Below are 25,497 nucleotides of genomic sequence, written 5' to 3'. Positions count from 1 at the left end.
GGCCCCCGCCCGGTGCAGCGGAAGAGGGCGGCGGGGCGCTCTCCGGCGCCCGCCGCCCTCATCCCGCCGGGCCGGTCAGGCGCCGGAGACGTAGGCCGGGGTGAACGCCACCGGCAGCGACTCCAGGCCCCGCATCCACAGCGACGGGCGCCACACCAGCGATTCGGCCGGCACCGACAGGGCCAGGTCCGGCAGCCGGTCCAGCAGCACCTCGATGGTGGCGCCGGCGATGATCTCGGCGACCTCCGGGGCGGGGAACGGGCAGCCGTGCTCGCCGTGCCCGAACGACATGTGGGCCCGGTTGCCGGTCAGGTCCGAGTCGAGCGAGAGGCTGCCGTGCGGGTCGGCGTTGGCCGCGGCCAGCCCCAGCACCAGCATGTCGCCGGCGCGGATCCGCCGCCCGGCGAGCAGGGTGTCGCGCACCGCGAACCGGCCGATGAAGTTCTGCGTCGGGGTGTCGTGCCAGAGCACCTCGTTGAGCGCCTGGCCGACGCTGCCCCGGCCGCCGGTCAGCGTCATCGAGAACCGGTCGTCGGTGAGCATCAGCCGGACCGTGTTGCCGATCCAGTTGGCGGTGGGCTGCTGCGCCGCCGCGGTGACCACCAGCAGGTCCTGCACCACCTCCTCGTCGGCCAGCCCGGAGGGGTGGGAGAGCAGGTGGGAGGGGACGTCGGAGCCGGGGTTGCGGTGCTTCTCGGCGACCAGCCGGCCCATCGACTCCTGCACCCGCATGTAGGCCGGGATCGCGTCCGGGCCCACGTCCAGCGAGATCGCCACGTCCCGGACCAGCTGCGGCGTCTCCGCCTCGGACATGCCGAACATCTTGGCCACCGCCAGCAGCGGGATCTGCTGGGCGAACTGCGCCATCAGCTCGGCCTCGCCGCTGCCGGCGAACTCGTCGACCAGCCGGTCGGCGATCCGCTCGCAGTGCAGCCGCAGGTCGAACTGGTCGACCGCGGAGAGCGCGTCGCCGATCGCCCCCGCGCGCCGCCGGTGCTCGTCGCCCTCGGTGAACATCACCGAGGGGTTGTGCATCACGTAGGGCAGCAGCGGCCAGTCCTCGGGGACGTGCTCCCACTGGTTCCACCGCCGGGTGTCCCGGGCGAACAGCTCGTCGTCCCCGGTGACCTGGTGCACCTCCCGGTAGCCGGTGACCAGCCAGGCCGGCAGGTCGCCGTCGAGCAGCACCGGGACCACCGGGCCGTGCAGCCTGCGCATCTCGGCGTAGAGCGCGGAGGGGTCCTGCTCGAACAGGGCCCCGTGGAACGGGACCCGGTCCTCGGCGTAGGGGGTGTCAGCGGTCACGATGCGGCCTCCCGGGCGGCGGTCAGCGTGTAGAGGCGGTCCACGAGGGAGATCAGGACCTCCTTGGCGGAGGCCCGCTCGCGGGCGTCGCAGTCGACCACCGGGACGTCCGGGCCGAGCGAGAGCGCCTCGCGGACCTCCTCATGGGTGTGCGCGGGCGCCTCGAACCGGTTGAGCGCCACGATGAACGGGACGCGGTTGTGCTCCAGCCGGTCGATGGCGTACCAGGAGTCCTCGATGCGCCGGGCGTCCACCAGCACCACCGCGCCGAGCGTCCCGGCGAACAGCCGGTCCCACAGGAACCAGAACCGCTCCTGGCCGGGCGCGCCGAACAGGTAGAGCACCAGCCGCTCGTCCAGGCTGATCCGGCCGAAGTCGAAGGCGACCGTGGTGGTGCTCTTGTCCTGCACCCCGCCGGTGCTGTCGATGCCGACGCCGGCCTGGGTCATCACCTCCTCGGTGCTCAGCGGCCGGATCTCGCTGACGGAGCGGACCATGGTCGTCTTGCCCACCCCGAAGCCGCCGACGATGACGATCTTGGCGCCGTCCGCCGCGGTGGCCGCCAGCGGTGTGCGCTCAGAGCTTGGCGAGTCCAACGAGCACCTTCTTCAGGAATTCGGAGTCGGGGGTGTGCACCGCGGCACCGGCCGAGGACGGGTGCCGGGCGGAGACCCGGCCGGTGTCGAGCAGGTCGGTCAGCAGGATCCGCACCACGCTCACCGGCAGCTCCAGCTCGGCGGAGAGCTCCACCACCGACGTCGGCCGGTGGCAGATGCGCAGGATCCGCACGTGCTCGGACTGCATGCCGGGCACCGGGTCGGACTCGCTCACGAGCAGAGTGACCAGGTCCAGCCCGGCGTCGCCGGCGCGGCTGCGCCCGCCGGTGACGGTGTAGAGCCGGTCCGGGTCCTCGCCGTCGATGATCCGCCTCATGCCGTCGGCGCGGAGCTGCGCGGGGCGGCGGTCAGGAAGGCGCCGATCTGCTCGATCAGCCCCTCCATGTTGTGCCCGATCAGGCCCACGTCGGAGTCCTCGGCGGCGACCAGCGCCAGGTGGGCGCCCTCGCCCGCGTCCACGATGAACAGGATGCCGCCGTGGAACTCGGTCATCGAGTTGCGCACCCCGCCGGAGCCGTCGCCGAACTCCACCGACGCGCCGTGGGCGAGCGCCTGGACCCCTGCGGCGATCGCGGCCAGCTGGTCGGCCTGGTCGACGGCGAGGCCGGAGGTGTGGCAGAGCTTGAGGCCGTCCCGGGAGAGCACCAGCGCGTGCCGTGCGCCCGGGGTGTCGTCCACGAGGCCCTGGAGGAGCCATTCGAGGTTCGAATCAGTGGTGTCCATCGGGGTTCGGGGGCCGGGGCGGCCCCCCGCTCCAATCTGGTCGTCCGGTACGGCGGGGGGATTCGGCGGGCTCAGTCGCCGGAGGGGTCGGTCCGCCCCCGGCGGAAGGCGCTGAAGCGCTGCCCCATGCCGGGGCGGGGGCGGCCGGCCTCCGGGTCCCGGGCGGGCTGCGGCGCCGGGGCGGACCGCAGGGTGCCGCCCCGCGGCCGCTTCGGCAGCGGCCGGCGCAGGGGCGTCGGCTCGGCGGCCTCCGGCGCGGGTTCCGGAGCCGGGGCGGGCTCCGGGGGCGCCTGCGGCACCGCGGGCTTCACCGCGGGCGCGGGCGGCTCCGCGGCGGGCGCGGGGGGAGCGGGGGGAGCGGCCGGCTCCGGGGCGGGGGCCTGCCGCGCGGCGGGCCTCGGCGGGGCCTGGGGCGCCGCGGGCTTCGCGTGCCGCGCGGCGGGCGGGGGAGCGGAGGCCGGAGCGGTCCGGGAGGCGGGCCGGTCCGCGAGCGCGGCGCCGGGCGTGCCGCCGGGGGCCGCGCCGAGCGGCCGGGCGGTGGGCGCCGGAAGCGGGTCGACCTCGGCCGGGCCGATCAGGTGGTTGGGGATGCGCAGCACCACGCCGATCCCGCCGCGCGAGGAGGGCCGGAAGTACACGTCCAGCCGGTGCTTGCGGGCCAGCCGGCCGACCACGGCCAGGCCCAGCCGGGTGCCGGGCAGCCGGGTCAGGTCGAAGGGCTCGGTGCGCGACACCGCGCGCTCGGCGCGGGCCAGCGCCTGCGGCTTCATGCCCAGGCCGCTGTCCTCCACGGTGATCACCGCGCCGTTGTTCAGGTCCTCGACGTAGACGTGCACCTCTTCGGAGGGGGCGGAGAAGCGCGTCCCGTTGTCCATCAGCTCGGCGAGCGCGTGCATCACGTCCTCGGCGGCGTACCCGGCGATCGCCGAGCGGCTCGCGGAGTGCACCCGGATCCGTTTGTAGGAGCTGATCCGGCCCATCGCGCCGCGCAGGATGCTCTCCATCCGGATCGGCTTGGTCCACCGCCGCCCGGTGCGCGCCCCGGTCAGCACCGCGATGCTGTCCGCGAGCCGGCCGATCTGCGCGGTGTTGTGGTCCACCTGCATCACGTCGCCGAGCATGTCCTCGGGGCAGGCGTTCTCGATCTCGCGCAGCTCGGCCAGGGTGAGGGTGGCCAGCGCCTGCACCCGGCCCGCCGCGTTCGCGCAGGCCGCGGTGGCCGCGGCGCGGTGCCGCTCGCCCTGGGAGATCTCCTGGACGAGCAGCCGGAGCAGCCGCCCGTGCACCTCCTCGGCCGGCCGGGGGGCCTCGGCGAGCACCGTGTCGGCGGTCGCCCCCTCGCGCAGCCGGGCCACCGCGGCCGGAAGCACCTCGTCGGCCAGCGAGGCGAGCTCGGTGCGGGCGGCGTCCAGCCGGGCGGCGGCCTCGTGCAGCCGGGCCCAGGCCCGGTGCGCCTCGTCCTCCGCGAGGAGCGCCTCGCCGGTGCGCCGGACCGCGATGTAGACGGCGGCGCCGAGCAGGGCGGTGGTCAGCCCGGCCGCCACCGCCACCGGCACCCGGCCGTCCTGGGGGAGGGCGAGCACCGCCCAGCTCCACAGTCCGCCGGCGACGACCACCGCGGCCGCCGAGGCGAGGACCGCCCAGAGACCGGCCCACCGTCCGCCGCGTTCCGCCGCGGGCACTGCTTCCGACATAGATTCACGTTCCTAGCGTCCGGCTTTGGAGGCGTTGAAGGCGCGGTGGAGCCCCGGAAAAACAGGAGAACAGGCTGGCTCCGCGGCCGGGGGGCGCTGCGGGGTGCGCCCCGGCCCGCCGAAAAACCGCAGGTCGATGACCGACCGCAGACCGGGTCGGTGACGGTTGGGCATTCCATGGCCCGTTCGTCACCGTTCGTGCGCACCTTACGGCATCCGCTCACGTTTCGTCATCTCCTGTGCGGCAGGGGTTTCGGAACGCGAGCGGGACGTCTCCGGGGCGAATGCGGCCCGCTCCGGAGGAAAGGGGACGGGGTGCCCGTGCCTTTCCTCCGCTCCGGAAGAAAGAGGGCGGGATCGAAGAGGACCGGCGGGCGCCGGAACGCCCTCTGCCACCCCAGCAGGAGGCCGGGAAGACACCTATCCCCACCGTCCGTTCCCCAAGGCCGACGAGGTGCCCCGCCCCCGCCGGGCCGTGGTGCCCGGAGTCCCGGCCCGCGCGGCTCTGCGGCGGACGCGGACCCGGTGTGATGTTCGCCGCACCGGCGGTGCGCGGAGGCCGGAGAGCCGGCGCCCCCATGGCCGGCCTCTCCGGTCCATCACCTCTCAAGCTTCAGGAGCGGGCCGTCTTCGCCGTGCCCAGGGCAGGTCAGTGCGGGATGCCGTCGATGATGCCGCGGGCGCCCTTGCGGAGCAGGACGGCGGAGACGTAGGCGCCGAGTTCGGCGGCGCGCGCCGGCTCGTCCCACTCCTGGGCGTAGGCGAACCTCCCGCCCTCCCGGGTGAACACCATGCCGCGAAGGCTCAGCTGCCCGTCGGCGGTGACGTGCGCATGCCCGGCGATCGGCGAATTGCAGTGGCCGCGAAGCCCGTGCAGCATCGTCCGCTCCGCGGTGATCAGCGTCCGCGTCTCCGCGTCGTCGAGCAGGCGCAGCGCCTCGGCGATGCCGCTGTCGGAGGTGCGGCACTGGACGCCGACGACGCCGGAGCCGACCGGCGGGCACATGGCGTCGGTGGGGATCACCTCGGTGGCGCGGTGCTCCAGCCCGGTCCGGTGGAGGCCGCTCGCGTTGAGCACGACGGCCTCGAACTCGCCGCGCTCGTCGAGCCGGGCGATCCGTGAGTTCACGTTGCCGCGGATGCGGTCGACGTGCAGGTCGGGCCGGTGCTTGAGGATCTGGGCCTTGCGCCGCACCGCCGAGGTGCCGATCCGGGTGCCCGGCGGCATCTCGGAGAGACCGCGGTACTTGGACCCCTCGCGCACCACCAGGACGTCGTGAACGTCCTCGCGCGCGAGGTAGGCGGCGAAGGCGGTGCCCTCGGCGAGGGGGACGTCTCCCGGCACGTCCTTCATGGCGTGCACGGCGATGTCCACGTGCCCCATCACCAGGGCGCGCTCGATCTGCTTCAGGAACGCCCCCTTGCCGCCCAGCTTCGATAGGTCCCCCATCCACTGATCGCCGGTCGTCGAGATACCGACGATCTCCGAGGCGACGCCGGCGCGCTCGGTGAGGAGCCGCTGGACGGTGCGGGCCTGGGCCATGGCCATGGGGGAGGTGCGGGTGCCGATACGGAGGGCGGGGCGGTCGGAGAGCATGCGCTCAAGGTACTGCGCAGGCGAGGGCGCACCGGACGGTCTTTGCAGGTCACCCGGGGTTTGTTGACGGGCCGTCGCGATCTCGGACATGGGCGGCTCCTGGTCGGTTCTTCTTCGGGGGCGCGTGTGGGGCAGGTGCCCCAGACGGCCTTGCACTCGGGGCGCAGGTGGATCCAGCCCACGCTTCACCTCTTTCGTCGTGCCGCCCGCCCCGGGCGGGGGAGTCAGCCCCGGGGCGGGCGGGTGGCCGGGCTCCTCGTCCCCTCCGGCGGGTGCCGGCCGTGGTCGGCGCCGGGGCCTCCGGTCCCGGCGTGTGGTCGGTCTCTATGCGCGCGGTGGCTCGCCCCGTCCGCCACCCGGCCGGATCGGCGGGGCGGTGCGGCGGGCGGGGTGCTCTTCCGCAGCGTCTTCCCAGGTGAGGCCCCGAACCGATTCGTGCGCGCCGTCGTGGTCGGTCGGGCGGGCGCAGGAGTGCGGGTGGCCGGGCAGCCAGGCGCCGCACCGGGCGGTCTCTGTCATCACGGGCTCCTGGGGTGGGGGTGCCGCCCGCCCCGGGCGAGGGGAGCCGGGCCCGGGGCGGGGGCGTCTGTTCCCGCGCCGCGCAGGGGAAGGGGAACGCGGCGCGGGGTCCTGGGTCAGGGCCGGGGCGCCCGGTCGCCTTGGGCGGGGTGGAGCATGCCGCGGGCGGTGGCGATGGCGGCGGCCAGCCGGGTGAGGTAGGCGGCGGCGTCCGGGCCGGACAGCAGCACCTCGATCTCGGGGGCGAGGACGAGGGCGACGCCGCCGACCTCCGGGGCGCGCTCGGCGCGGACCGCGTCCGGGCGCGGGGCGCGGATGACGGCGCGGTTGTGGGCGGAGGTCATCGGGCCACCCGCCCCTGCTCGCGCCGGGGCTGCCGTGCGTGGGCCAGGATCGATCGGATGTCGGCGGCGGCGAACCGGCGGTGCCCGCCCGGGGTGCGGAAGGACCGCAGCTTTCCGGTGGCCGCCCACCGGGTGACGGTCTTGGGGTCGACGCGGAACAGGTCGGCGACCTCGCCGGAGGTGAGCGGGGGCTCTGCTCCGTGGATCATGCCGCCGCCTCCTGCATCATCCGGGCCAGCAGCCGCTGCTCGGAGGCGCGGGCCATGGCGGCGGCCTCGGGGTCGACGGCGTAGGGGCGGATGCGGGGCGGCGGGACGAACTCGATGAGCAGCCGGTCGAGCTCGGCCACGTCGGAGGCGGCGAGCACGACGCCGTCGTCGATGAGGGAGCGGGCGACGTAGCAGGCGGCCGTTTCGGGTTCGTAGGCGAGGGTCCAGCGAGCGGCGTGGCGCACGGTGGCGTCGCACAGGGCGTTGTAGTCGGGGGCCTGCCCGGGGGCGTAGCGGCGGGGGCGCGGCGCCGAGCCGCCGCCCCCTCCTTCTCGGCGGGCGTGCCGACCGCGCCGGGACGCGGGGGGAGGGATGAGCCGCAGCAGCGCGGCCGCGGCGATCAGGGACGAGAGTCGCATCGGCGACCTCCTGGAAGAGGGATGCCGCCTGGTAAGGGCGGCGGGGTTCTGGTGTGCCTCATACTGACAACCACCTTCCAAATTTTCAATACAAAGATTTAGATTGCTGGGATCCTCGCTTCAAAATCTTGGTCGAAGGGGTGATCTACCATCGCCGCAGGGAAACGTCCGCGTCGGAATCGAGGGGTACGCACCGTGAGCGACAGGCACAGCCCGACTGTCCGGCGACGTCGGCTGTCCGCCGAATTGAAACGTTTGCGCGAAGAATCTGGATATACGGCTGAGAAGGTCGGCGACAAGCTCGGCTGGTCGCGCGGACGGCTCACCAACATGGAACTGAACAAGTGGAAGCGCCCCGACCCCGTCATCGTGCGGGCGCTGGCCGAGCTGTACGGCGCTTCCGAGGATGTCCGTGAAGGACTGGTCACTCTTGCCCGCCAGTCACGGGAGAAGGGGTGGTGGGCCCGGTACGGCGACGTCTTCACCGACGGCTACGTCGGGTTCGAGGCCGAGGCCTCCGTGATCTCGACCTACCAGTCGATGGTCATCCCCGGCCTGCTCCAGACCCCCGACTATGCCGCCGCCTCCGACAAGTCCATGCACGCTCGCGACCAGGACGCCACCGCCCGCGCGGTCGCCGCCCGGATGGAGCGCCAAGAGATCCTCGACAGGGAGGATGCTCCGCGGCTCTGGGCGGTCATAGACGAGTCGGTGCTTCTCCGGCCCGCCGGCGGTCCAGAGGCGATGCGGACGCAGATCGACAAGCTCATCGAGGCGTCCGAAGAGGTCAACTCGATCAAGATCCAGGTGCTTCCGCTGGAAGTGGGGCTACACCCCGGTACCTCCGGAGCGTTCACCCTCCTGGACTTTCCCAACCCCGCGGATCCCTCGATCGTCTATGTCGAGACCCGGACGGACGGCCTCTACCTTGAACAAGAGGAGGAGATCGCCGTATACCGGGATGCATGGGACGACATCCGCGTCATGGCCCTCCACCCGGAGGCCTCCGTCGCCCGGCTGCATGAGCTCCGCAGCAACTACCAGTAGTAGGAACCGTGTACCAGAACCAGAACCCTCACTTCGAGTTCCGCAAGAGCGGCTACAGCGCCACGCGGAACGAATGCGTCGAGGTCGCCGACGCCCCGGGCGTTTCGGCGGTCCGTGACTCCACTCGCCCTGAAGAGGGCTATCTGACCGCGCCTTCGTCCGAGTGGGCGGCGCTCATTCGGGCTGTGAAGAACGGCGACCTGTAGCCCGGGCAAAGCGAGGGCCCCGACGAAACTTCTCGCCGGGGCCATCGCTGTACCAGAACCACCGCCAGACTACCCCGGCAGGCGTCCTCCGCCTACCTACCTCGGGAGGCCGAAGGCGGCCGCAGCATGCGGTTCCCGGTCACGCCCTGACCGGGAGCGGCTGTTGGAGGCCGGTGTGCCGAGGTGATGCAGAGGAGCAGAGCGAGGTGGTCAGTCGAGCGGCTTGGTCGGGTCGTCCACCCACAGCACCTGCCTCCCGTCGCGCTCCACGGTGAGGCCGAGTCGGTCCCGGCCGGGGCGTCCGGCCTCCTCCCATGTGGTGCGGGCGGCGGTGACCTCGGTCCACAGGTCCCGGGGGCCGCGCCGCTGCGCCTCGTAAGGGGCGCCGGCCGGGGTGTACTCGCCCACCCCCCACGAACCCGACCCCTCCCGGTCATAGATGTAGACGGTCGCCTCCCCCGCCGCCGAGAGGTCGTTCTCAGCGGCCTCGTAGGAGGCGTACCCCAGCCCCGGAACCAGGTGTCCCAGCACGACGCCCCACCCCGATGCGCGGTCGGACACCACTCGGGGGTTCACGGGGATCTCGCTCGCGGCAGCCGCCGGGTCGTCCTCGTCGACGAAATCACGCCAGGATCCGATTGGGCGGCGCTGGTCGCGCAGCCACATGAACGCCGCGTCCCGCAGCAGCCGCCCGTGAGCCGATCCGTCTTCGTCGACGACCAGCCGCAGCAGCGCCGCCGAGGTGAACCCCGGCCCCCACGGGGCGACGATCCGGCCGGACGGCCGGGCCTGGGCGATCCAGGCAGGTGGAATACGGCGCGCGGCGACGGTGGACAGCACATGGTCGAACGGCTCCTGCCCAGGAACGTCGGCCGCGCCGTCGCCGACGATGAGCGCCGGCTTGTAACCCAGGCCGTGCAGGGTACGACGCGCCTGCTCGGCGACCACCGGATCCACCTCGACGGAGACCACGTTCTCCGACCCGAGGCGCTCGCATAACAAGGCGGTGTTGTACCCGGTCCCGGTCCCGATCTCCAACACCCGCTCGCCGCCATGGAGTTCCAGGGCCTCCAGCATCGCCACCACCAGGGACGGCTGGGAGATCGAACTGGTCGGCACGACGCCGGTACCGTCAGGACCGGCCGGGGACCCGTCATCGACCTGGGTCACCAGCGCGTAGTCCTGGTGCATCCACGCCTGGACGTCGGGGTCGGCGCGAGGGTAGGGGCGGAACACCCCGTCGTCGCCGGTGTCGGTCCACACCGTCTCGGGGATGAACGCGCTTCGATCCACTGCGAGGACGGCGCGGTGCCAGTCCGGATCCTGGATCGCTCCTCTGGAGCTGAGTGCGCGGGCGATACGCGCTCCGGGAAAGGTTCTCATCGAGGCTTCTGCCCGTCGCCGCCCTGGTCGGGCGTGCGCTCGCCGGAGCCGTGCCCTTGGCCGGGCTTCTGGCCGTCGCGGTCGCTACCGCCGTGCGTGTCGCTGGGCTTGTCGTCGTTGCCGTGCCTGCCCATGGGCCTCCCCTCACCGCCTCCTCGACCGTAACCTGCTGGTCGCGGTGCGTAAGAGAAGTGGCCGGAGTCGGTCGCACCATGATCGCCACCGGATGCCTTGTTCGCGCAGGGCTGCCGGAAACCCGGAGCACTGCAAGACGGGGTACGACCACCTGCACGCGAGCACTCTAACCATGGAGGGCCTGCTCACCGATGGATGGAAGGGAACCCATGTCCGAGACATCCCGCCTGGTGTTCCGGAAGTCCAGCTACAGCGGAGCAACCACTCAGAACTGCGTCGAGGTCGCCGAGGGCGCCGCGACCCTCGTCCGCGATACGCAGAACCGCAGTGCGGGGTACCTGTCCGTCCCGGCTCGCGAGTGGCGCGCCTTCCTGGAAGCCCTGAAGAGGGACGACATCTAGGGAACCTAGGACAGCAGGAAGCCCCCGGCGTGCACGCCGGGGCCTCCGCCGTACATACCCGATGTATTTCCCACTGGGCGGGGCGCGCCGGCGGCCCAGGTGCCGGATCCGGTCGTGCCCTGACCGGGAGCGGCTGTTGGAGGCCGGTGCGCCGAGGTGATGCAGAGGAGCAGAGCGAGGTGGTCAGTCGAGCGGCTTGGTCGGGTCGTCCACCCACAGCACCTGCCTCCCGTCGCGCTCCACGGTGAGGCCGAGTCGGTCCCGGCCGGGGCGTCCGGCCTCCTCCCATGCGGTGCGGGCGGCGGTGACCTCGGCCCACAGGTCCCGGGGGCCGCACCGCTGCGCCTCGTAAGGGGCGCCGGCCGGGGTGTACTCGCCCACCCCCCACGAACCGGCCCGGTCGTACAGCCGCACCGTCGCCTCGCCCACGGCTTCCGCATTGTCTTCGGAGGCCTCTGCGGTGTGCGCCGCCAGCTCCGGGACCAGGTGTCCGAGCGCCACGCCCCACCCGGGATCCGGGTCGGACACCACTCGGGGGTTCACGGTGACCTCCCCCGCGGCGAGCGCGGGGGCCGTCTCGTCGATGTGGTCGCGCCAGTCGTCCACGGGGCGGCGCTGGTCGCGCAGCCACATGAACGCCGCGTCCCGCAGCAGCCGCCCGTGAGCCGATCCGTCTTCGTCGACGACCAGCCGCAGTAGCGCCGCCGAGGTGAACCCCGGCCCCCACGGGACGACCACCCGGCCGCCCGGTTGCGTCTGCGCGATCCAGGCGGGCGGCACCTGCTTCGCGCCGACGGTGGCCAGTACATGATCGAACGGGCCGCACCCCGGAACGCCGGCCGCGCCGTCTCCGGTGATGATCGTCGGCTTGTAGCCGAGTTCGGCCAGGGTGCGCCGGGCCTGCTCGGCGACCACCGGATCCACCTCGACGGAGACCACCCGCCCATCCCCCAGACGCTCGCAGAGGAGAGCCAGGTTGTAACCGGTGCCTGTCCCGATCTCCAGCACCTTCTCGCCGTCGGCGGCGTCGAGCGCCTGGAGCATCGCCGCCACCAGGGAGGGCTGGGAGATAGAACTGGTGGGAACGATCCCGGTCCCGCCGGGGCCGGCGGGTTCGCCGTCGTCGACCTGGGTCATCAGGGCGTAGTCCTGGTGCATCCACGCCTGGACGTCGGGGTCGGTGCGCGGGTAGGGCGCGAAGACCGTGCGCCCCTCTCTCCGGGTGCGCACCCACACGGTCTCGGGGATGAACGCCTCGCGCGGCACTGCGAGGACGGCGCGGTGCCACGCAGGGTCGAGGAGCGCGCCCTTGGCGGTGAGGGCGCGGGCGACCACCGCGCCGGGGGCGGTCACTTGCCAGGGTCCTGCCCGTCGCCGCCCTGTTCGGGCATGGGTTCCGAACCGTGCTTGGCCGGGTCCTGGCCGTCGCCATCGCGCCCCTTCCCCGAGTCGCGGGGGACGTCCTGGTCGCCGTGCTTTCCGCCGCCCATCAGGCCTCCTCATGTGGGTATGTCGAAGGTAACCCGATGGTCGCGCTGCGTAAGAGAAGTGGCCGGAGCCGGTCGCACCACGACGGCCACCGGCACGACTGCCGCCCTTCCCGCAGATGAGGGTGGGGACCCGAAGCGGTCGCCGAGCACGTCGGGGGCGGGGAGTCCCTATCCCGCATTGGAGCGGTCAAGGCCGGAGGCGAAGAAAACCCGTCCGATATGGGGTCTCCGCCTTTTTCTGTTCTCTATGTCCTGACCGCGGTGTGACCGCAGGAGTCCGCGAAACCTGCTGTGGGAAGACGGAAGGCGACAAAGGAAAACCAGCGGCTGCCGAAGCATCACCGCTGGTCATTGTGCGACCCGAGACGGTCGCGATTATGTGCCCCCTGCAGGATTCGAACCTGCGCACACGGCTCCGGAGGCCGTTGCTCTATCCCCTGAGCTAAGGGGGCTCGCTGTGATCACTACTCTAACAGGGTCCGGAGGGTGGATCGTCCGCCTTTCCCGGGCCGGATCGGGCGAACCCCGGCGCGGGGCCGGGGCGCCGCGTTAGTCTCACGCCCGTGGGTGAAGCATTGGCGCGGGTGCTGGTGGTCGACGACAACGAGGTGATCAGGCAGCTCATCGCGGTGAACCTGCAGCTCGAGGGGTTCGAGGTGCACACGGCCGTGGACGGGCGGGACTGCCTGGAGCGGGCCGCCGAGGTGCGGCCCGACGTGATCACCCTGGACGTGATGATGCCCCGGCTGGACGGCTGGGTGACCGCGACGCGGCTCCGGGAGAGCGAGCAGACCCGGGGCGCCAAGGTCGTGCTCATCACCGCCCGTGCGCAGAGCGAGGACCTGCGCCGCGGCGAGGAGGTCGGCGCGGACGCCTACCTGACCAAGCCCTTCGACCCGACCGAGCTCATCGGGACCGTGCGCGAGCTGGCCGGGCTGGCCTGATGCCCCGCTCCGCCGCCACCCCCTGGGGGATCGACGCGCTGCTCCGGGCGGCCGCCGCCGAGGCGCTGGGCGCCGCCCCCGCCGCGCTGCCCTGGACCGACCCGCGCCGCGTCCCCGGCCGCCCCGGCAGGTTCGCCTCCGCCGTCGCGCTGCGCGCCGGGGCGCCCGGCGGCGCCGACGCGGCCGCCGCCCGGATCGCCGCCGCGCTGCGCGCCCTCCCCGGGGTCGCCGCGGCCGAGGCGCCGGGCCGCGGCATGGTCGCCCTCGAACCCCGCCCCGAGGCCCTCGCCGCCCTGGTCCCCGCCGCCTGGAACGGCGCCGCCTACCTCACCGGCGGCGCCCGGCGCGCGCTGCCCGCCGAGGGCGAGGACGGCTGGGCCCGCTCCGACCTGGCCGCCGCCCCCTCCCTCGGGCGCGCCCGCGCGCTCGCCCGCGAGGACGCCCGGCGCCGCATCGCGCTGGCCGCGCGGGCCGCCGAGGGCGCGCCCGGCCCGCGCCCCGAGCCCGCCCCGCCCCGCCCCGCGGAGGCGGACTGGCGCGAGCCCTGCGCCGACCTGCCGCCCGCCGGCGGGGAGGCCGCCCGGCTGCTGGCCGCCGTCGGCGAGTCCGCGGCGCGCATCGCGTTCTGCCGGGCCGCCTCGGAGGAGCCCCGCCCCGGCGAGGTCACCGGCCCGGACCTGCCGGCCGAGCCCGGCCCCGCCGCCCCCGGCGCCTGGGCCCGGTACACCTGGGACAACCCCGCCTTCGCCGTCCGCTACGCGCACGCCCACGCGGTCGCCGCCCGCGGCTGGGCCGAGCAGGCCGAGCAGGCGCGCACCGGAACCCGGCCCGCCCCCGGACCGGACTGGCGCGCACCGCTCGGCGAGCACGCCGCCGACCTGGTCGGCGCCCTGTTCGACGGCCCGGGCGCGGTCTCGGCGGCCGGGCGGCGTGGGCAACCGCATATGCTGGTCAGATACCTGGAAGGACTGGCCGCTTCCTACCATGGATGGGCGCGGTCCTCCGATGCGGTGCGAGGGCCCGCGGCCGACGCGGTCGCGCTGTGCTCCGCCGCGTCCGGGGTGCTCGGGGCGGGCCTCGCCCTGCTCGGTGCGTCCGCGCCCACAAGGCCGTAGGCGACCGCCCCGACCGGCGGGCCGCCGCCGACCCGCCGTCCGACGAACGAACAGCCGAGAGCCGCAGCCCATGAGCCGTTACGCCCACCCCGCAGGCCCGCGCCACGCCGACGTCCTCCCCGAGGAGCACCCGCCGGCGCCGCCCGAGGACCTCCACGAGCTCGACCCCCGGGTGTGGCCGGGCAGCGCGCAGCGGGTCGGCGGCGAACTCGCCGTCGGCGGCGTCGGCGCCGCCGCCCTGGCCGCCGAGTACGGAACCCCGCTGTTCGTACTGGACGAGGCGGAGTTCCGCCGCCGCGCCCGGGACTACAAGGAGGCCTTCGGCGGCATCGGCGCCGACGTCTACTACGCCGGCAAGGCGCTGCTCACCAAGGCCGTCGCCAAGTGGGTGCACGAGGAGGGCCTCAAGCTCGACGTGTGCAGCGGCGGCGAGCTCGCCGTCGCGCTGGCCGCCGGCTTCCCCGCCGCCGACCTCGGCATGCACGGCAACAACAAGTCCGAGGCCGAGCTGGCCCGCGCCCTGGAGGCCGGGGTGGGCCGGATCGTGGTGGACTCCTTCGACGAGATCGACCGGCTGGAGCGGCTGGCCGCCGAGCGCGGCCTCAAGCCGTCGGTGCTGGTGCGGGTCACCACCGGCGTGGAGGCGCACACCCACGAGTTCGTCGCCACCGCGCACGACGACCAGAAGTTCGGCCTCGCGCTGAGCACCGGCGCCGCCGAGCGCGCGGTGCGCCGGCTCATCGCCTCCCCGCACATCGAGCTGGTCGGGCTGCACTCGCACATCGGCTCGCAGATCTTCGACACCGCCGGCTTCGAGGTGGCGGCCCGCCGGGTCACCGAGTTCCTCGCCCGGATCCACGGCGAGCTCGGCGTCACCCTGTCCGAGCTGGACCTCGGCGGCGGCCTGGGCATCGCCTACGTCCCCGGCGACACCCCGCTGACGCCCAAGGCCATCGCGGAGAACCTGGTCTCCATCGTCAGTCGGGAGTGCCGGGCCGGCGGCCTGCCGGTACCGCGGATCGCGGTCGAGCCGGGCCGGGCCATCGCCGGCCCCGCCGGGGTCACCCTGTACCGGGTCGGCACGGTCAAGGACGTCGAGGGCATCCGGACCTACGTCAGCGTGGACGGCGGGATGAGCGACAACATCCGCACCGCGCTGTACGGCGCCGAGTACACCTGCGTGCTCGCCTCCCGGGTGAGCGGGGCCGAGCCGATGCTCTCCCGCCTGGTCGGCAAGCACTGCGAGAGCGGCGACATCATCGTCAACGACCTCTACCTCCCCGGCGACCTGCGCCCGGGCGACCTGGTCGCGGTGGCCGCCACCGGGGCCTACTGCTACTCGATGGCCAGCAACTACAACCACCTCCCGCGCCCGGCGATCACCGCGGTGCGCGACGGGGCCTCGCGCACCATCGTGCGCAGGGAGACCGAAGAGGACCTCCTCCGCCTCGACGAGGGCTGAGCCGGGGCCGAGGGCCGACGACAGAACGCAGGAACCGTGAGAGAAGTGGGAGTCACCCCCCTATGGCGATGAAGGTGGCGCTGCTCGGATGCGGCGTTGTGGGTGCTGAGGTCGTGCGCCTGCTCCAGGAGCAGGCCGACGAGCTGGCCGCGCGCATCGGCACGCCCGTCGAGGTCGGCGGGATCGCGGTGCGCAGGCTCGGCCGGGCCCGCGGCACGGGGCTCGACCCCGAGCTGTTCACCACCGACGCCATGGCGCTGGTCACCCGGCCCGACATCGACCTGGTGGTCGAGGTCATCGGCGGCATCGAGCCGGCCCGGTCGCTGATCCTGGCCGCGATCAAGAACGGCAAGTCGGTGGTGACCGCCAACAAGGCGCTGCTCGCCGAGGACGGCGCCGCCATCCACGACGCCGCCCGCGAGGCCGGGGTGGACGTCTACTACGAGGCCGCGGTGGCCGGCGCCATCCCGCTGCTCCGCCCGCTGCGCGACTCGCTCGCCGGCGACCGGGTCAAACGGGTCATGGGCATCGTCAACGGCACCACCAACTTCATCCTGGACCGGATGCACACCCAGGGCGCCGGGTTCTCCGAGTCCCTGGAGGAGGCGCAGGCGCTGGGCTACGCCGAGGCCGACCCCACCGCGGACGTGGAGGGCTTCGACGCCGCCGCCAAGGCCGCCATCCTGGCCCGGCTGGCCTTCCACACCCGCCAGGTGACCGCCGCCGACGTGCACCGCGAGGGCATCACCGGGGTGACCGCCGGCGACATCGCCAGCGCCGAGGCGATGGGCTGCGTGGTCAAGCCGCTGGCCATCTGCCAGCTCTCCGAGGACGGCGCCTCGGTCGGCGTCCGGGTGCACCCGGCGATGCTCCCCCGCGAGCACCCGCTGGCCACCGTCGGCGGCGCCTACAACGCGGTCTTCGTCGAGGCGGAGTCGGCCGGCCGGCTGATGTTCTACGGCGCCGGCGCCGGCGGGGCGCCCACCGCCAGCGCGGTCCTGGGCGACCTGGTCGCGGTGGCGCGCAACCGGCTGTCCGGCACCTCGGTCGCCGAGGGCGGCCACGACACCGGCCTGCCGGTGCACCCGATGGGCGACACGGTCACCCGCTACCACCTCGCCCTGGACGTCGCCGACCGGCCGGGCGTGCTGGCCCGGGTCGCCGAGGTGTTCGCGGAGAACCACGTCTCCATCAAGAACGTGCGCCAGGAGGGGCACGGCGACGACGCCCAGCTGGTGCTGGTCAGCCACCGGGCCCCGGACTCCGCGCTGGACGCCACCGTGCGCCGGCTGCGCGCGCTGGACACGGTGCGCAGCGTCGCCAGCGTCATGCGGGTCGAGGCGCTGAACAACGCCGACTAGCCGGACCCGGCCCCGCCCGCCTCCGGCGGGGACCCGGCGCCGCCGCCCCGGCCGGTTTCCGGTGCGGCGGCACCGGGACCGGCGCGGAACCGGCGGACTCTGCGTCTCGGCAGGTGAGACGGGTGGGCCCGATTAACCCGACTCCGCCTCCGGGGCCTAGAATCGAGGTCGGCGAGGGAACGCGGGCGTGCGCAGGCGCCGCCCGGGATCCGGTCCCCGCCCTCCGCAGCACATCTGCAGCACGTCTGCACCGGCGCGTCGGGCGCCCCGCACCGCGGGCAGGCCCGGCGCCGGGCCGTCCACCAGCGCGAAAGGTCCTGTCGTGAGCATGGCACGGGCGTGGCGAGGGGTCGTCGAGGAGTACCGCGACCGGCTTCCCGTCACGGCGAACACCCCGGTCGTCACCCTTCTCGAGGGGGGCACGCCGCTGGTACCGGCCACCCGGGTCTCCGAGCTGACCGGGTGCGAGGTCTTCCTCAAGGTCGAAGGGCTCAACCCCACCGGTTCGTTCAAGGACCGCGGTATGACGATGGCCATCACCAAGGCGGCCGAGGACGGCGCCAAGGCGGTCATCTGCGCCTCCACCGGCAACACCAGCGCCAGCGCCGCCGCCTACGCGGTGCGCGCCGGGATGACCTGCGCGGTGCTGGTCCCGCAGGGCAAGATCGCGATGGGCAAGCTCGCCCAGGCCCTGGTGCACGGCGCCAAGCTGCTCCAGGTCGACGGCAACTTCGACGACTGCCTGGAGCTGGCCCGCAAGCTCTCGGTGGACTACCCGGTCGCGCTGGTCAACTCGGTCAACCCGTACCGGCTGCAGGGCCAGAAGACCGCCGCCTTCGAGGTGGTCGACGCGCTCGGCGACGCCCCCGACGTGCACTGCCTGCCGGTCGGCAATGCCGGCAACATCAGCGCCTACTGGATGGGCTACCAGGAGTACGCCGCGGACGGGCCGGCCGCCCGCACCCCGCGCATGTTCGGCTTCCAGGCCAGCGGCTCCGCGCCGATCGTGGACGGCGCCCCGGTGCGCCAGCCGCGCACCATCGCCACCGCGATCCGGATCGGCAACCCGGCCTCCTGGCAGCTGGCCGAGAGCGCCCGGGACGCCTCCGGCGGCGCCATCGACTCCGTCACCGACCGGCAGATCCTCTCCGCCTACCGGATGCTCGCCGCCGAGGAGGGCGTCTTCGTGGAGCTCGCGTCGGCGGCCAGCGTCGCCGGCCTGCTCCAGGCGGTGGAGGCCGGCGCGATCGAGCGCGGCAGCCGGGTGGTGTGCACCGTCACCGGCAACGGCCTCAAGGACCCGGACTGGGCCCTGGCCGGTGCCTCGGCGGCGACCACCGTCCCGGTGGACGCGCACGCCGCGGCCTCCGCCCTCGGCCTGGCCTAGACCACTGACGGGGGGCTTCCCCCGGCCGGCGGTCCCGGGCAGGAGAACCGGGTCCCCGAGTCCGACCGGAGACCGCGCATGCCCCAGACGCGCCCCGCGGCGGTGCACGTCCGCACCCCCGCCACCAGCGCCAACCTCGGCCCGGGCTTCGATGCCCTGGGTTTGGCGCTGGCCCTGTACGACGAGGTGGAGGCCGAGGTCCGCACGGACGGCCGGACCACCGTGGAGGTGGCGGGCGAGGGGGCCGGAGAGGTCCCGCTGGACGCCTCCCACCTGGTGGCCGCCGCCTTCCGCGCGGCCTATGCCGCGGCCGGTGAGGAGCCGCCGGGCGTCGCGCTGCGCTGCCGCAACGCGGTGCCGCACGGGCGCGGCCTGGGCTCCTCGGCCTCGGCGATCACCGCCGGTGTGGCGGCCGCGGCCGGCCTGCTGGGCTGGCGCGGCGCCGGCGGCGGACCGGACCGCGAGCGGATCTTCCAGGTCGCCGCGGACGTCGAGGGACACCCGGACAACGTGGCCCCGTGCGTGTTCGGAGGCTTCACCGTCTCCTGGCGGGAGGGGGAGCGCTGGCGCGCGCTGCCGCTGGCCCCGTCTGGCCGGTTGCGGCCGATCGCGTGCATCCCCGAGGAGCGGCTCTCCACCGAGAAGGCCCGGGGGCTGCTCCCCGCGGAGGTGCCGCACGCCGACGCGGCGTTCACCGCGGGGCGCGCAGCGCTGCTCACCGCGGCCGTTTCCGGCCACCCGGAGCTGCTGCTGGAGGCCACCGAGGACCGGCTGCACGAGCGCTACCGGCGCCCGGCGATGCCGGAGAGCGCCCGACTGGTCTCCGAGCTGCGCGAGCAGGAGCGCCTCCCGGCCGTCGTCTCGGGGGCGGGCCCGACCGTATTGGTGCTGGGCGTCGAGCCCGAAAACCCCTCGGATGCGGGCGATGCCGGGCAAATCAGTGTCGGCATCGCGGATTCGATTCGAGCCCGAACGGGTACTGGATGGCACATACGCCCCTTAAAAATCGATCCGGCCGGGGTACGGATCACTTCCCCCCGTTCATAGACCTGAGTCGAGGAATAGCTGTGGGCTCCGGTGATGTTAGGCTGGTCGTAGCACCAGATGCCCCGTTGCGGGGCGTGTGCTCATCCGCCACAGGGTCCTCCGCACCGACACCGCTCGTCGGCAACGCCGCACCAGCGGGGTCCGAGGTGGCCGCTGTGTCGAGCTCACGTCGCATCCGTGGCTCTGCCCATCCCACCGCGGCAGGTTTCCCGCCCGGCGAGAGCGACAGGACGGTCCACGGGAAGCACCACCGAGCTCAACGCCCCGACGTCTGGCTGTACCCAGAGCCCGCCGCGATTGGGTAAGGGCGCCATCCGACGGTTCCCGACATCCAGGTGGGGCATGCCCGACCCGGCCCAGGCCGGTTCGCACCACCGGGCCGTCCGTTCATGAAGAAGACAAACGGCACGAGCCCGCTCCTTGGGAAGGACCCTTAGTGAGCGACACCACCGAACTCCACACGGACGCGGCGGTCAGCAAGAACGACACCCCCACCGCGCCCGGTGCGGGATCCGGCGACGCCGCTGAACCGGCCAAGAACCCGCCGGCCCGCGGCCGGGCCCAGTCCGGCGCCACCGGGCTGTCCGCCCTGAAGCTGACCGAGCTGCAGCGGCTCGCCTCCAGCCTGGGCATCACCGGAACGGGGCGCATGCGCAAGAGCGACGTCATCGCCGCGATCGAGGCCAAGCAGGGCGGTCCGGTGGCCGCGCCGCAGCCGGCCAAGAGCGCGAAGTCCGCCGGAAAGCGGAGCGCGGCCGATAAGGTCGAGGAGCCCGCTGCCGAGCCCGCCGCCGCCAAGGCGGACAAGGGCGAGGCCGACGAGCAGGACGAGCGCACCGACAAGCGCGGCCGGCGCACCTCCCGCAAGCGCGGCGAGGAGGCCGGCGGCGAGCCGGGCACGGACGCGACCGAAACCTCTACCTCCGCGAGCAGCGTGACCAAGACTTCCAACACCTCCCAGAAGAGCGGCTCCGACGCGCAGCAGCAGTCCGGCCGGTCCGGCCGCGACCGCCAGCGCAACCGCCGCAACCGCAACCGCGACGAAGGCGACGCCCAGCCCCAGCAGCAGCAGGACTCCGGTCCGGGCCAGCAGGGCGGCGGCCGAGGCGGCGACGACGACTCCGGCGGCGGCCGCCGGCGCGGCCGCCGGCGCGACCGCCGGGACCGCCGCGGCGGCCGCGACCGCCAGGACAACGAGCCGGTGATCAGCGAGGACGACGTCCTGCTGCCGGTCGCCGGGATCCTCGACATCCTGGACAACTACGCCTTCGTCCGCACCACCGGCTACCTCCCCGGCGCCAACGACGTCTACGTCTCGCTGGCCCAGGTGCGCAAGCACGGGCTGCGCAAGGGCGACGCGATCACCGGCGCCGTGCGCCAGCCCCGCGAGGGCGAGCGCCGGGAGAAGTTCAACGCCCTGGTCCGGCTGGACACCATCAACGGGATGGCGCCCGACCAGGCCCGCAACCGCGCCGAGTTCTCCAAGCTGGTCCCGCTCTACCCGCAGGACCGCCTCCGCCTGGAGACCGAGCCGAACGTGCTGACCACGCGGATCATCGACCTGGTCGCCCCGATCGGCAAGGGCCAGCGCGGCCTGATCGTCTCCCCGCCCAAGGCGGGCAAGACCATGGTGCTGCAGGCGATCGCCAACGCGATCACCGAGAACAACCCCGAGTGCCACCTCATGGTCGTCCTCGTCGACGAGCGGCCCGAAGAGGTCACCGACATGCAGCGCACGGTCAAGGGCGAGGTCATCCACTCGACCTTCGACCGGCCGGCCGAGGACCACACCACCGTCGCCGAGCTCTCCATCGAGCGGGCCAAGCGCCTGGTGGAGATGGGCATGGACGTGGTGGTCCTGCTGGACTCGATCACCCGCCTGGGCCGCGCCTACAACCTGGCCGCCCCGGCCAGCGGCCGGATCCTCTCCGGCGGTGTCGACTCGACCGCGCTCTACCCGCCGAAGCGGTTCTTCGGCGCGGCGCGCAACATCGAGAACGGCGGTTCGCTGACCATCCTGGCCACCGCGCTGGTGGAGACCGGCTCGCGGATGGACGAGGTGATCTTCGAGGAGTTCAAGGGCACCGGCAACATGGAGCTCAAGCTCAACCGGCAGCTCGCGGACAAGCGCATCTTCCCCGCGGTGGACGTGGACGCCTCCTCCACCCGCAAGGAGGAGATCCTCATGTCCAGCGAGGAGCTCGCCATCATCTGGAAGCTCCGCCGGGTGCTGCACGCCCTGGACACCCAGCAGGCGCTGGAGCTGCTGCTGGAGAAGATGAAGGACACCAAGAGCAACACCGAGTTCCTGCTCCAGGTGCAGAAGACCACCTGACCGGCGGGGGCGCGAGCGCTCCGGGGCGGCTCCTGCGGGGGCCGCCCCTTTACCTTTCCGGCGCCACCGGCTTACCATCCCCACGCGCCCTGCATACCGTGTACTCCACCCCCCCCGGGAGCGCCGCGGATGGACGGAACGGCCCTGCTCGCCCTGCTCGCACTGGCCCCGATCGCCGTGGTCGGCGTCCTCCTGGTCGGCTTCCGGATACCGGCCAAGTACGCGATGCCCGCCGGGTACGCGGTGGTCGTCGCGCTGGCGGTCGGGGTGTGGCGGGTGGAGTGGGCCGCGGTGGCCGCCTCCACCGCGCAGGGGCTGATCCTCGCGGCCGGCCTGCTCTACATCATCTTCGGCGCGCTGCTGCTGCTCGCCACGCTCACCCAGAGCGGGGCCATCCGCACCATCCGGGCCACCTTCACCGGGATCAGCCCGGACCGCCGAGTGCAGGCGGTCATCATCGGCTGGCTGTTCGGCGGCTTCATCGAGGGCGCCTCCGGGTTCGGCACCCCGGCCGCCGTGGTCGCCCCGCTCCTGCTCGCCCTCGGCTTCCCGGCGATGGCCGCGGTCATGGTGGGGCTGGTGATCCAGTCCACCCCGGTCAGCTTCGGCGCGGTCGGCACCCCGATCCTGGTCGGCGTGGCCGGCGGGCTCTCCGGCACCCCGGAGGCCGAGGCGCGCGCCGCGGAGACCGCGGGCGGCTTCGCCGGGATGATCGACGCGATCGGACTGCAGACGGTGCTGCTGCACGCGGCGGTCGGCACCCTGGTCCCGGTCTTCCTCTGCGCCATGCTGACCGGCTTCTACGGCGGCCGGCGCAGGTTCTCCGACGGGCTGGCGGTCTGGCCGTTCGCGCTCTTCTCCGCGCTGGCCATGGTGGTCCCCTCGGTGCTCTACAACGCCTTCCTCGGGGTGGAGTTCACCTCGCTGCTCGGCGGCCTCACCGGCCTGCTGATCGTGCTCGCCGCCGCCCGCGCCGGGTTCCTGGTGCCCAAGACGGCCTGGGACTTCCCGCCGCGCGAGCGCTGGGAGGCGCGGTGGACCGGGCGGCTCGCCCCCGGGGGCGGGGACGCCGGTGCGGAGGAGGCGCCCCGGATCGGCCTGCTGCGCGCCTGGAGCCCCTATCTCATCGTGGCCGGACTGCTGGTCGCCACCCGGCTGATCGGTCCGCTCAAGGAGCGGCTGGAGGCCGTCCGGATCGGCGCCGAAGGGCTGTTCGGCACCTCCATCGGCGAGGGGGTGCAGCCGCTGTACTCGCCGGGCGGCGTGTTCATCCTGGTCTGCCTGCTCACCTACGGCCTGCACCGGATGGACCGGCGGCGGATCGCCGCCTCCTGGCGGACCGCCGGCGGTCAGCTGGCCGGCGCCGCCGTCGCGCTGCTCTTCGCGGTGCCCCTGGTGCGGGTCTTCATCAACAGCGGCCCGGAGTTCTCCGCCGGGGGCCCGGAGTCCATGCCGCTCACCCTGGCCGGGGAGGCGGCGGCCCTGGCCGGCGGGGCGTGGCCGCTGTTCGCGCCGTGGATCGGGGCGCTCGGCGCCTTCGTCGCCGGCAGCAACACCGTCTCCAACCTGATGTTCTCGCTCTTCCAGTTCTCCACCGCGGAGCAGATCGGCGCCGCACCGGAGACCGTCGTCGCCGCGCAGGCGGTGGGCGGCGCCGCGGGCAACATGATCACGGTGCACAACGTGGTGGCCGCCTCCGCGGTGGTCGGGCTGCTCGGCCGGGAGGGCGACCTGATCCGGCAGAGCGCGCTCCCGCTGCTCTACTACCTGACCGCCGCCGGGGCCCTGGCGCACCTGGCGGTGTATGGCGTCGGTCTCACTCCGGGCGCCGCGGTGCTCGCCGCACTGCTGGTGGTGCTCGCCGCGGCGGCCTGGGCGGCGCACCGGCGGGACGCGGCCGAGGCGGTCCGGGCCCAGGCCGGGGGCGGTTCCTGAGCGGACTCCGCGAATCGGGGCGGAATGTGCGGAAGGCCCGTGAAGGCAGGGACTTTTACCCGCGCTTCGGTTCGCCAAAACCGGGGTTCCGTGCTTCCATTCGGCTGGTATGGACTTCAAGAGGTGGGCCGCGACCGGGGGTGCGGCGGCGCTCGTGGCCGCCGCCGCGATCGTCGCCGTCAACGTCCCCTGGGGCGGAGAGGGGGACGCCACCGGCTCGACCGGTGTGCGCCCCGCGCCTCCCCCCGACCCGCCGGACATCGGCGCGGACCGGCGCATCGAGCTCCAGCAGGCCCTCAACGAGGTGGTCGTGCAGGGCTCCAGCGGGGCCGTCGCCGAACTGGTGGAGCGGAACGAGGGCGGCTCGGACGCCTGGAACGGGGTGGCCGGCGTCGCCGACCGGGAGCGCGGCACCCCGGTCGACCCCGGCGCGCACTTCCGCATCGCCAGCCTGTCCAAGCCGTTCGTGGCCGCCACCGCGCTCCTCCTGGTGCAGGACGGCAGCCTGGAGCTGGGCGACACCCTGGAGGACATGCTCCCGGGCACGGTCGAAGGCGGCGAGCAGATCACCCTGCGCATGCTGCTCAGCCACACCAGCGGGCTGTACAGCTACAACAAGGACATGCCCAGCGTGGTGGCCGACCCGGAGCGGAGCTGGACCCCCGAGGAGCTGGTGGAGATCGCCCAGCGGCACCGGCCGGTCTTCGCCCCCGCCACCGACGTGCAGTACTCCAACACCAACTACGTGCTGGTCGCCATGGTCATCGAGCGGGTCACCGGGCGCCCCTACGCCGAGGCGGTGCAGGAGCGGGTGATCGAGCCGCTCGGCCTGGAGGACACCTCCATCCCGTTCGACTCGCGGATGCCCGAGCCGGTGATGCGGGCCTACACCCGCTCGCACGGCGCCATGGTGGACATCACCGAGTTCAACCCCACCCGGTGGTACGGCACCGCCCAGGTGGTCTCCACGGTCGGCGACCTCAACCGGTTCTGGCGGGCGCTGCTCGACGGCGAACTGCTCGACCGGGAGATGCTGGAGCAGATGCTCGCCGTCCAGGCCGAGGAGGAGAGCGGCTACGGCTACGCGCTCGGCCCGCGCTCCTACACCCTGTCCTGCGGCGAGCAGGTGTGGATGCACCCGGGGAACATCCCGGGCTCGCGCACCTGGTCGGTGCATGGCGAGGACCGCGACTTCACCCTGTTCCAGGCCCGCTCCGCGAAGGACCCGGACCCGCCCGCCTGGGCCATGATCGAGCTGGCGATGTGCCCGGAGGAGGCGCCCGCCGAGCCCGACCCCTCGCCGAGCACCGGCGACTACCCGGGCGAGGACGTCACCGGCACCGGCCGGGGCCAGGACGGCGGGAAGTAGCCGGGGGAACAGCGGGCGGTCGGTTCTTGTTCGCAGGTCTGGCAGACTGGTAGGGGAAGGAACCTCCTGCCCTGTGGCAGGGGCGCGCCCGGTCCGACGACCACCGCGGTACCGGTTCGCGCACGCCGCTCACCCGCCCCTCCGCACGTCGAGGGGGCGACCCGTGCCCAGCGTTCCTTCCCGGCGGCGTGCGTCCGGCGACCGCACTTGCTCAAGAGGAGAAACACGTGAAGGCCGACATCCACCCCGAGTACGTCGTCACCCAGGTGACCTGCACCTGCGGGAACAGCTTCGTCACCCGCAGCACCAAGGCCGACGGCTCGATCCGCACGGACATCTGCTCCGCCTGCCACCCGTTCTACACGGGCAAGCAGAAGATCATGGACACCGGCGGCCGGGTGGCCCGCTTCGAGAAGCGCTTCGGCAAGCGCAAGTAGCGCCCGCCGCAGCGGC

General features: G+C 73.5%; 25 protein-coding genes and 1 tRNA gene. 13 read left to right on the top strand and 13 right to left on the bottom strand.

Features of this window, described 5'->3' with window-relative positions; translation table 11 throughout:
• Positions 1–75: 75 nt before the first annotated feature.
• From J0910_RS26265 to J0910_RS26225, 9 genes are all read right to left on the bottom strand, one after another.
• Positions 76–1,305 (bottom strand): cytochrome P450, encoded by a 1,230-nt coding sequence (locus J0910_RS26265; protein WP_420161210.1) that lies wholly within the window; start codon positions 1,303–1,305, stop codon positions 76–78.
• On the bottom strand, positions 1,302–1,901 hold the full coding sequence (locus J0910_RS26260) for a GTP-binding protein (RefSeq protein ID WP_420161209.1): 600 nt from the start codon (positions 1,899–1,901) through the stop codon (positions 1,302–1,304). The genes J0910_RS26265 and J0910_RS26260 overlap by 4 nt, the downstream gene beginning before the upstream one ends.
• Positions 1,882–2,238 carry a DUF742 domain-containing protein gene (locus J0910_RS26255; protein ID WP_420161208.1) on the bottom strand — a complete coding sequence of 119 codons (357 nt, stop codon included), beginning with the start codon at positions 2,236–2,238 and terminating at the stop codon, positions 1,882–1,884. Before J0910_RS26255 ends, J0910_RS26260 begins: the two co-directional genes overlap by 20 nt.
• Complete coding sequence (locus tag J0910_RS26250; protein WP_420161207.1) at positions 2,235–2,645, bottom strand: roadblock/LC7 domain-containing protein; 411 nt, start codon at positions 2,643–2,645, stop codon at positions 2,235–2,237. The genes J0910_RS26255 and J0910_RS26250 overlap by 4 nt, the downstream gene beginning before the upstream one ends.
• 71 nt (positions 2,646–2,716) lie before the next feature.
• Complete coding sequence (locus J0910_RS26245) at positions 2,717–4,339, bottom strand: sensor histidine kinase (RefSeq protein WP_420161206.1); 1,623 nt, start codon at positions 4,337–4,339, stop codon at positions 2,717–2,719.
• 649 nt (positions 4,340–4,988) lie between these two features.
• The gene (gene hemC / locus J0910_RS26240; protein WP_420161205.1) at positions 4,989–5,936 is read right to left on the bottom strand and encodes a hydroxymethylbilane synthase; all 948 of its coding nucleotides are present in this window, start codon (positions 5,934–5,936) and stop codon (positions 4,989–4,991) included.
• A 635-nt stretch (positions 5,937–6,571) separates the two neighbouring features.
• Complete coding sequence (locus tag J0910_RS26235; protein WP_420161204.1) at positions 6,572–6,799, bottom strand: hypothetical protein; 228 nt, start codon at positions 6,797–6,799, stop codon at positions 6,572–6,574.
• The gene (locus J0910_RS26230) at positions 6,796–7,008 is read right to left on the bottom strand and encodes a BldC family transcriptional regulator (protein WP_420161203.1); all 213 of its coding nucleotides are present in this window, start codon (positions 7,006–7,008) and stop codon (positions 6,796–6,798) included. Before J0910_RS26230 ends, J0910_RS26235 begins: the two co-directional genes overlap by 4 nt.
• Positions 7,005–7,427 (bottom strand): hypothetical protein, encoded by a 423-nt coding sequence (locus J0910_RS26225; protein ID WP_420161202.1) that lies wholly within the window; start codon positions 7,425–7,427, stop codon positions 7,005–7,007. Before J0910_RS26225 ends, J0910_RS26230 begins: the two co-directional genes overlap by 4 nt.
• Before the next feature lie 195 nt (positions 7,428–7,622).
• On the opposite strand from J0910_RS26225, the gene J0910_RS26220 reads away from it, so the two are divergent.
• Positions 7,623–8,474 carry a helix-turn-helix domain-containing protein gene (locus J0910_RS26220; protein ID WP_420161201.1) on the top strand — a complete coding sequence of 284 codons (852 nt, stop codon included), beginning with the start codon at positions 7,623–7,625 and terminating at the stop codon, positions 8,472–8,474.
• Positions 8,475–8,482: 8 nt separating this feature from the next.
• On the top strand, positions 8,483–8,680 hold the full coding sequence (locus tag J0910_RS26215) for a DUF397 domain-containing protein (protein ID WP_420161200.1): 198 nt from the start codon (positions 8,483–8,485) through the stop codon (positions 8,678–8,680).
• A 210-nt stretch (positions 8,681–8,890) separates the two neighbouring features.
• Here J0910_RS26215 and J0910_RS26210 read toward each other — a convergent pair whose 3' ends face one another.
• Complete coding sequence (locus J0910_RS26210; RefSeq protein WP_420161199.1) at positions 8,891–9,973, bottom strand: methyltransferase domain-containing protein; 1,083 nt, start codon at positions 9,971–9,973, stop codon at positions 8,891–8,893.
• A 434-nt stretch (positions 9,974–10,407) separates the two neighbouring features.
• Between J0910_RS26210 and J0910_RS26205 the strand changes: the two genes are divergently transcribed.
• Complete coding sequence (locus J0910_RS26205) at positions 10,408–10,599, top strand: DUF397 domain-containing protein (RefSeq protein WP_420161198.1); 192 nt, start codon at positions 10,408–10,410, stop codon at positions 10,597–10,599.
• A 183-nt stretch (positions 10,600–10,782) separates the two neighbouring features.
• Here the strand turns inward: J0910_RS26205 and J0910_RS26200 are convergent, their stop codons facing one another.
• The 3 genes from J0910_RS26200 to J0910_RS26190 all read right to left on the bottom strand — a co-directional run bounded on the left by J0910_RS26200 (position 10,783) and on the right by J0910_RS26190 (position 12,541).
• A complete protein-coding gene (locus J0910_RS26200) occupies positions 10,783–11,952 on the bottom strand; it encodes a methyltransferase domain-containing protein (protein WP_420161197.1) in 1,170 nt (389 codons plus the stop codon).
• Entirely contained in the window at positions 11,949–12,089 is a 141-nt protein-coding gene (locus J0910_RS26195) for a hypothetical protein (RefSeq protein WP_420161196.1), read from the bottom strand. The genes J0910_RS26200 and J0910_RS26195 overlap by 4 nt, the downstream gene beginning before the upstream one ends.
• A 380-nt stretch (positions 12,090–12,469) precedes the next feature.
• Positions 12,470–12,541 (bottom strand) — tRNA-Arg (locus J0910_RS26190).
• Between the two features lie 132 nt (positions 12,542–12,673).
• Here J0910_RS26190 and J0910_RS26185 point away from each other — a divergent pair.
• From J0910_RS26185 to rpmE, 10 genes are all read left to right on the top strand, one after another.
• Entirely contained in the window at positions 12,674–13,033 is a 360-nt protein-coding gene (locus tag J0910_RS26185) for a response regulator transcription factor (RefSeq protein ID WP_420162094.1), read from the top strand.
• On the top strand, positions 13,033–14,148 hold the full coding sequence (locus tag J0910_RS26180) for a DALR anticodon-binding domain-containing protein (RefSeq protein ID WP_420161195.1): 1,116 nt from the start codon (positions 13,033–13,035) through the stop codon (positions 14,146–14,148). The genes J0910_RS26185 and J0910_RS26180 overlap by 1 nt, the downstream gene beginning before the upstream one ends.
• A 70-nt stretch (positions 14,149–14,218) precedes the next feature.
• Entirely contained in the window at positions 14,219–15,610 is a 1,392-nt protein-coding gene (lysA, locus tag J0910_RS26175; protein ID WP_420161194.1) for a diaminopimelate decarboxylase, read from the top strand.
• Between the two features lie 62 nt (positions 15,611–15,672).
• A complete protein-coding gene (locus J0910_RS26170; protein WP_420161193.1) occupies positions 15,673–16,971 on the top strand; it encodes a homoserine dehydrogenase in 1,299 nt (432 codons plus the stop codon).
• A gap of 328 nt (positions 16,972–17,299) precedes the next feature.
• Positions 17,300–18,358 carry a threonine synthase gene (thrC, locus tag J0910_RS26165; RefSeq protein WP_420162093.1) on the top strand — a complete coding sequence of 353 codons (1,059 nt, stop codon included), beginning with the start codon at positions 17,300–17,302 and terminating at the stop codon, positions 18,356–18,358.
• A 78-nt stretch (positions 18,359–18,436) separates the two neighbouring features.
• Positions 18,437–19,405, top strand: coding sequence for a homoserine kinase (thrB, locus tag J0910_RS26160; protein WP_420161192.1), 969 nt, complete (start codon positions 18,437–18,439; stop codon positions 19,403–19,405).
• Positions 19,406–19,841: 436 nt separating this feature from the next.
• Positions 19,842–21,740, top strand: a complete 1,899-nt coding sequence (gene rho / locus J0910_RS26155) for a transcription termination factor Rho (RefSeq protein WP_420161191.1) — start codon at positions 19,842–19,844, stop codon at positions 21,738–21,740.
• 129 nt (positions 21,741–21,869) lie between these two features.
• Positions 21,870–23,675, top strand: coding sequence for an L-lactate permease (locus J0910_RS26150; RefSeq protein WP_420161190.1), 1,806 nt, complete (start codon positions 21,870–21,872; stop codon positions 23,673–23,675).
• Positions 23,676–23,784: 109 nt separating this feature from the next.
• Positions 23,785–25,044, top strand: coding sequence for a serine hydrolase domain-containing protein (locus J0910_RS26145; protein WP_420161189.1), 1,260 nt, complete (start codon positions 23,785–23,787; stop codon positions 25,042–25,044).
• Between the two features lie 227 nt (positions 25,045–25,271).
• Complete coding sequence (gene rpmE / locus J0910_RS26140) at positions 25,272–25,481, top strand: 50S ribosomal protein L31 (protein ID WP_017593568.1); 210 nt, start codon at positions 25,272–25,274, stop codon at positions 25,479–25,481.
• The last annotated feature ends 16 nt before the right edge of the window (positions 25,482–25,497 follow it).

This window comes from Nocardiopsis oceanisediminis (genome assembly GCF_048595525.1).
Taxonomy (GTDB): domain Bacteria; phylum Actinomycetota; class Actinomycetes; order Streptosporangiales; family Streptosporangiaceae; genus Nocardiopsis_A; species Nocardiopsis_A oceanisediminis.
Note: the sequence above shows the minus strand (reverse complement) of the source record. Positions and strands in the feature narration are given on the sequence as shown.